This is a genomic window from Enterococcus cecorum (assembly GCF_052119425.1).
GTDB lineage: Bacteria > Bacillota > Bacilli > Lactobacillales > Enterococcaceae > Enterococcus_E > Enterococcus_E cecorum_C.
The window spans coordinates 1-6498 of sequence record NZ_JBQKFH010000071.1 but is presented as its reverse complement, the minus strand read 5'-3'; the positions used below and the strand labels follow the sequence as shown (position 1 = coordinate 6498).

Sequence of the window (6498 nt, the reverse complement as noted above, 5' to 3'; positions counted from 1 at the left end):
TAAGCATCGATTGAAGAAAGAAAATAAAAAAAGAGAGAAAGCATTCATAAAATAACTTTCTCTCCAATTGACTTAATTGCCAACAACACTACTTGACAAAGAGCCAAAATAGGTGATCAACATACATTGACCACCTATGTATCAAAAAATACAAAAACATATTTATTATTATCTTACATAATCAAGAATGGACGTCTGCATAATCTTAGTTCCCATAGACATTGTGGCATTATAAGCTAACATTTCGTTTTGGAATTGCATATATTTTTCAGCAACATCCACATCTTGACGGTTAGATAAACTCTCTTTTAAATTTAACTTTTCTGTTTCATTGCGATCTTGAGCTGATTTCAATCGATTATAGATAGATCCTACTTTAGTACGCACGTTAACAAAATTATCTCGGAAATTGTCCGCTTTTCCTAATAATTCATTCGCCATTGCGTCACGATTACTATTATCAAAAGAATCAATTACTTGGTTGAAGAAATCATTTAAGTTTTCAGCTCCATTTTTACCCATTAACTGATTACCATCTGTAACTAAATTAACAGTCACACCATCAGATATTTCTCGAGGTAAATTCACATCCGAACCATTATAGGCAATCCCATAAGTTTCTCCTTGTGTATTTTTTACCACAGAAAATGGTGGTTCTGTCGTCTTATCACCGGCGAATAAATAGCGACCATCAAAATTTGTATTCAAAGCTTCAACAATGGCTTCAATATTTTGTTGGATTTCATTTTTATTGGCTTCCATCTCCGCAGCAGCACTGGTTGTGTTGGCAGAAGATTGAATTAATGTTTTAATTCTTAACATTGAATCACTAACTGAAGCTAAGATACCATCTTGCGTATTACTCCATGAAATCGCATCTTTGATTTCTAAATTCTGCGTTTCATTCCGATCGATAGCAACATTTAAGTTCATAATCTTTGAAACCAACAAAGGATCTTCTGAAGATTTGCTAACTTCTTTAAAACTTGACAACTGTCCCATCGTGTAGTGAAGTTTGGTTTCAGTAGTCGCCATATTCTTTAAGAAATCGGTATAAGAATTATTTGTTGCTATTCTCATCTTTCATTACGCTCCTGTTCTATTGATTAAAGTATCTAGCATTTCTGATACAGTTTGTAACACTCTTGCATTTGCTTGGAAAGCTTGCTGATAGCGAATGACATTAGATACTTCCTCGTTGATGTTTACACCTGATATAGAGGTATCTTGACTTTCCAACTGGTCTAACACTGTTTTTTGTGCTTTGACTGTATTATCTGCTTTTAATTTTGAAATTCCATTTTTGGTAATGATATCGTTATAGTGATCCGCGTATGTCATGCCCCGTGCATCTTTTTCAGAGAAAGTTAAGGCCACATTTTTAGCTAATCGACCGTCGCCAGCATTAGGGTTTGCTCCTAGACCAGCAACTAATTTCCCTGGATTTTGAGTAAATACATCATTTACTTTTAATGTCTTGGCAAAATCAGCTTCATCACCATCAAAAACAAAGAAATCTTCTGTATTATTTCCCGATTTGTAAGTCTCATTTATTTTTGTTGCCATATTTTTTACGAATGTATTAAACTCATCGCTCCGAGCTTGAATTTCTTGACTCGCAGCTATTTGTCCACCAATTTGTCCTTTGCTAACTGTAATTTGATCATACTTTCCAGTTTCAACGTTATAGACAACAAGCGGCCCCCCTGAAACATTGCCACTTGGGACTTCTACTACTTTATTACGATCCCCTTCTACTGCAATTCGAGTAGAACCATTACCAGAAGAAAGAACAACACTCATCGGTACACGGTGATCTGTATCTAAAATTTTTGTATCCCCAACTTTTAATTCACTAACTCTACCATATTTATCAAATTTAGTAGAAATATCAGCCATACTCGACATATCTTTTAATAAACGATCGCGTTGATCTAATAAATCATTAGAGGTACCAGCCGTCATAGAGTTATCAACTAATTTCTTATTTAATATTTCTAATTCTTCAACACGTTGATTTAAATTATATGTAGTATTAGCTAAAGTAGTATCGACATCATCTTTTAATTCTTTCATGTTCATAGCCATTTCATTAATCGTTGTACTTAAAGTAGAACTATTTTCAACGACTAAGGTCTTGCTTGTCCCCAATTCAGGGTTACTAGATAATTTTGACCATGCATCATATACGGTATTCATTTGTTTCAACAAAGCCGCATCAGAAGGCTCTCCAAAATAATCTTCTAATTGACCTAAGGCATTTGCTTTTTCTTCATAAAATTTAGATAATGAATTAGCATAGCGAGTTTGTAAGCGAACAAAATCATCAACAACGCGGGTAATATCATTAACTTTAACTCCAGTTCCAACTTGACCAACGCCGGCTAAAGCATATGGATTTGTGGTTTGTAAGTTAGTTCTTTGACGTGAATACCCATCTGTTGTAGCGTTCGCAATATTATGGCCACTTGTTTGTAATGAGATTTGGCTAGTATTTAAACCAGATGTTGCGACACCCAGTGTTCCAAATAACCCCGTCATAACAACTTTTCCTCCTATACTTCTGTATCAATTAATGTACTTGGTGCTTGGGTATGATAGCTAGATTCTTTACCATAAGTCACATGATTGGCTTTTTTTATATTATCTTTGATCGTGTCTAATAACATATCTTGAAAACTCATCGCTTGTTGCGTTAATAATAAATTTTCTTCTTGTTGTTCTTTTATTTTCGCAATTAAACCCTTTGCATTATCAGACAAATCCCCTTGATACTCTTGAAACAAGGGGATAAACTTTTCTTTTCTAGCTACAATATCCGTTAATTTTTCTGCATGTCCTTTAATTAAGACTTTACGTTCCTTTTGTAATAATAGATAGAAGCTATTTAATTTCACTTCAAATTCTTTTCCATCCATGGCAATTCCTCTTATTCAGTCATTGCTTTCATCATACTTGCCGCTATCTCTTTAGCTGAGATTTGATAAGTACCATCCTTTATCGCAGCTTTCAAAGCTTTGATTTTCTCATCATTACGTGATAAATCGTTTTGTGCAACTTCTTTACGTATTTTTTGTGTTGTTTCAGACAAATTTACACTACTAGCTGATGATATTTTGATTGATTCATCTTTAATTTCACTAGAATGAACAGGACGATTTGGCATGTATCGGTCATAATTATTGTATCTACCTTCAATTTTCATAAAACATTCCTCCTCGTAAGATTATTCTTTCCTTTATTATTTAGAAAGTTTACTTGAAAAAATAAATTTGTTTACAATATTTTTCACTTCACGTATATTATCGTCCAAAACACAAAAAAGTTAAACCCCTAAGAGCTTAACTTTTTGTATTTTTTCATTATTTTGTTTTCACCCAAGCTTTGACTTTTTCTGGATTGGCTTTAATCCAATCTTTTGCTACTTGCTTTGGCTCTTTCCCATTTTGGATAGCCAACATGACACTCTCCATATCTTTGGTACTCCAATGAAAATTATCTAAAATCTGATTAGCCTTTTTATGTTCTTTGGCAAAGTCTTTACTTGTCATTGTATGAATTTCTTCAGCTGAACCCATACTCTGCTTATCATCTTTTAAGTATTTCAAATCATATTTAGCAAACATCCAATGTGGAGACCAACCAGTAATAACGATATCTTCCTTATTTTTAATTGCTTTGTCTAAAGCTACGACCATTGCCCCTGAGGAAGAAGTCTCAACTTGCCAGTCACTTAAATTATCATAAGCTTTGAGCGTTTTCTTAGCACCGGACACTACACCAGCACCCGGTTCGATTCCGGTAATCTTTTTACCAGCTTCATCTGATAAATCGCTAATGGCATCGACTTTCATATAACTAGGAACGACTAACCCAACTTTAGCCCCTTTTAAGTTGGCTCCTAAATCCACCAATTGATCCTTATATTTTTTATATTGGCTCGCATGGGTGTTTGGTAACCAAGCTGCCACCATCGCATCAGCACGTCTATTGGCTACCGCTTCCCACATGACAGCATTGTCTAACGGTGTCATTTCTACCTGATAGCCTTCATCTTCAAGGACTTGCGCAATCACATTGGTTGAAGCCACCTCGGTATCCCATTGAACATAGGCTAAACGAATGGTTTCTTTGGTTTGCGTACCTAATACCACATTTTGGACAATAGCTCCGATTGCTAAAACAGCTAAAACGGCTGAAGTTAAAGCAATTTTTTGTTTTTTAGGCATTTTTTGATGAGCGTGTTGTTTTTCGCGGTTTGTGTATTGGATAAAGCGGTCAATCATAATCGCTAAAATAACCAGTGCCAAACCGCTGACAAATCCACTACCGATATCCGCTTTTTGTAAGGCTGCCAAGACGTTACGACCAAGACCTGGTGCTCCGATCATCGACGCCGTAACAACCATTGATAAAGCTAACATCGTCGTTTGATTAACCCCGGCTAAAATCGTCTTCTTCGCTAAAGGTAATTCTAACTTCATTAATTTTTGCCAAGCGGTGCCACCAAATGAATCTGAAGCTTCCACTAGTTCTGTTGGAATTTGCTTAATGCCTAAATGGGTAAAACGAACAGTAGGTGGTAAAGCGAAAATCACAGAAGCGAAGACCCCTGGCACCATTCCGATACCGAAAAAGGCTACCGCTGGAATTAAATAAACAAAACTTGGCATACTTTGCATAAAGTCTAAAATCGGTGTTAAGACTTTTCTGACCGTCTCACTCTTTGCCATCCAAATACCAAGTGGCACCCCGATAACAATCGAAATCACACTCGCTACTAATACCAATGTAGTCGTTTGTAAAAGTGCATCCCATAAACCTTGGTTTGCAATAAAGACTAACCCTAGAAAAGTAAAAATCGGTAATCCTTTTTTCTTATTCGTAATGATATAAGCAATCACTGTCAGCAATACAATCCAAACTGGAATAGGCACTAAACCTAATATTCCCGTAATTGTGTCCATCACTTTTTGTCCAACTGTTTGTAATAAGTTAAATAGCCCAGAAAAATGAACCGTCAACCAATCTGTCAGTTGCTCAATTACTTTAGCAACGGGCCATGTATTTGTTAAATTATCCATTGACAACTTCCTCTCCTTGCTGTGTTTATGCTAATGCTTCAATGACCGAACCACGAATGACGACACCTAAGACTTTGCCATTTTCGACAACGGCTAAAGGTGTTTTGGCATCATATAATATATTAAAAATATCGGTAACCAACATATCTTTATCAATTGTTGGCATTTGTTCATCTAGTACATCACGTAAGCTTAACTTCTCATTTCTAGCTCTTAATGCGGCGTCGGCAGTAATAATTCCTTTTAATTGACGTTTGCGATCGACCGCCACTAACATACTAATTTCTTCTTTACGCATACGATTTAAAGCAACATTTGGTCCATCTAGTTCAATATTTGTTGTAATCGCCGGAACCATAATGTTTTGGGCAGTTAAGACTTTGGTACGGTCCACGTCTTCCACAAACTCGCGAACAAATTGATTTGCTGGATTGGTTAAGATTTCTTCACCTGTACCAATTTGCATAATTTGTCCATCTTTCATCAAAGCAATTCGATCGCCAATTCGTAAAGCCTCATTTAAATCATGCGTAATAAAGATAATTGTGCGTTTTTCGCGTGCTTGTAGATCCAACAATTCATCTTGCATTTCGCGACGGATTAATGGGTCTAGCGCAGAGAAAGCTTCATCCATTAATAAAATTTCTGGATCGTTAGCTAAGGCGCGGGCCAACCCTACACGCTGTTGCATCCCACCTGATAACTGTTCTGGATATTGATTAGCAAACTCCAAAAGGCCAGCATTATCCAACGCTTTTTTTGCTCTTTTTTCGCGTTCTTCTTTAGTAACACCTTTAATTTCCAAACCATACTCGACATTTTCTAAAATCGTACGGTGTGGGAATAATCCAAAGCTTTGGAAAACCATATTAATTTTATGGCGGCGAACTTCTCGCAAACCTTCTTTATCCAATTTGGCAATATCTTGTCCATCAATAAAAATCTGTCCATCTGTTGGTTCGATTAAGCGATTCAACAAACGAATCAGCGTAGACTTCCCACTACCAGATAAGCCCATGACAACGAAAATCTCACCTTCATTTACTTGAAAATTTGCATCATAAACCCCAACAGTTGCACCGGTTTTAGCTAATATTTCCTTTTTACTTTTATTTTCTGTAATCATATTTAACGCTTGGTGGGTTTTGCGTCCAAATATTTTCGTTAAATGCTTAACTTCTAATTTACTCATTCATTTCCCTTCTTTCTGATTTCTTTAAGTGACTACTTTATAATACCATCATATTGTCACTTTGTCAAAATTGATGCACTAACTATTGGGGTTCGATGCAAAAAAAGCATGAACGTAAGCGCCCAATAACGAGGTATATTGAAAATCTCCAAAGTCACTCGACTCTGGAGATTCTTTTTTTTATTTACAATTTGCTTGTACAGTTTCTGACCATGGCAAATA

6 protein-coding genes are annotated in these 6498 nt (G+C 35.9%); all 6 read right to left on the bottom strand.

Annotated features, from left to right (window positions below; genetic code table 11):
- Positions 1-168: 168 nt before the first annotated feature.
- The 6 genes from ACTQZM_RS11625 to ACTQZM_RS11600 all read right to left on the bottom strand — a co-directional run bounded on the left by ACTQZM_RS11625 (position 169) and on the right by ACTQZM_RS11600 (position 6276).
- The gene (locus ACTQZM_RS11625) at positions 169-1080 is read right to left on the bottom strand and encodes a flagellin N-terminal helical domain-containing protein (RefSeq protein WP_441653858.1); all 912 of its coding nucleotides are present in this window, start codon (positions 1078-1080) and stop codon (positions 169-171) included.
- A 6-nt stretch (positions 1081-1086) separates the two neighbouring features.
- Positions 1087-2541, bottom strand: a complete 1455-nt coding sequence (gene flgK / locus ACTQZM_RS11620; protein ID WP_441653857.1) for a flagellar hook-associated protein FlgK — start codon at positions 2539-2541, stop codon at positions 1087-1089.
- 14 nt (positions 2542-2555) lie between these two features.
- Positions 2556-2918 (bottom strand): flagellar protein FlgN, encoded by a 363-nt coding sequence (locus tag ACTQZM_RS11615; RefSeq protein ID WP_349276768.1) that lies wholly within the window; start codon positions 2916-2918, stop codon positions 2556-2558.
- A gap of 11 nt (positions 2919-2929) precedes the next feature.
- Positions 2930-3205: a flagellar biosynthesis anti-sigma factor FlgM gene (flgM, locus tag ACTQZM_RS11610; protein WP_113783623.1), complete on the bottom strand. Its 276-nt coding sequence runs from the start codon at positions 3203-3205 to the stop codon at positions 2930-2932.
- 157 nt (positions 3206-3362) lie between these two features.
- Positions 3363-5084, bottom strand: a complete 1722-nt coding sequence (locus ACTQZM_RS11605) for an ABC transporter permease/substrate binding protein (RefSeq protein ID WP_441653856.1) — start codon at positions 5082-5084, stop codon at positions 3363-3365.
- A 25-nt stretch (positions 5085-5109) separates the two neighbouring features.
- Complete coding sequence (locus tag ACTQZM_RS11600) at positions 5110-6276, bottom strand: quaternary amine ABC transporter ATP-binding protein (protein ID WP_441653855.1); 1167 nt, start codon at positions 6274-6276, stop codon at positions 5110-5112.
- Positions 6277-6498 lie beyond the last annotated feature (222 nt).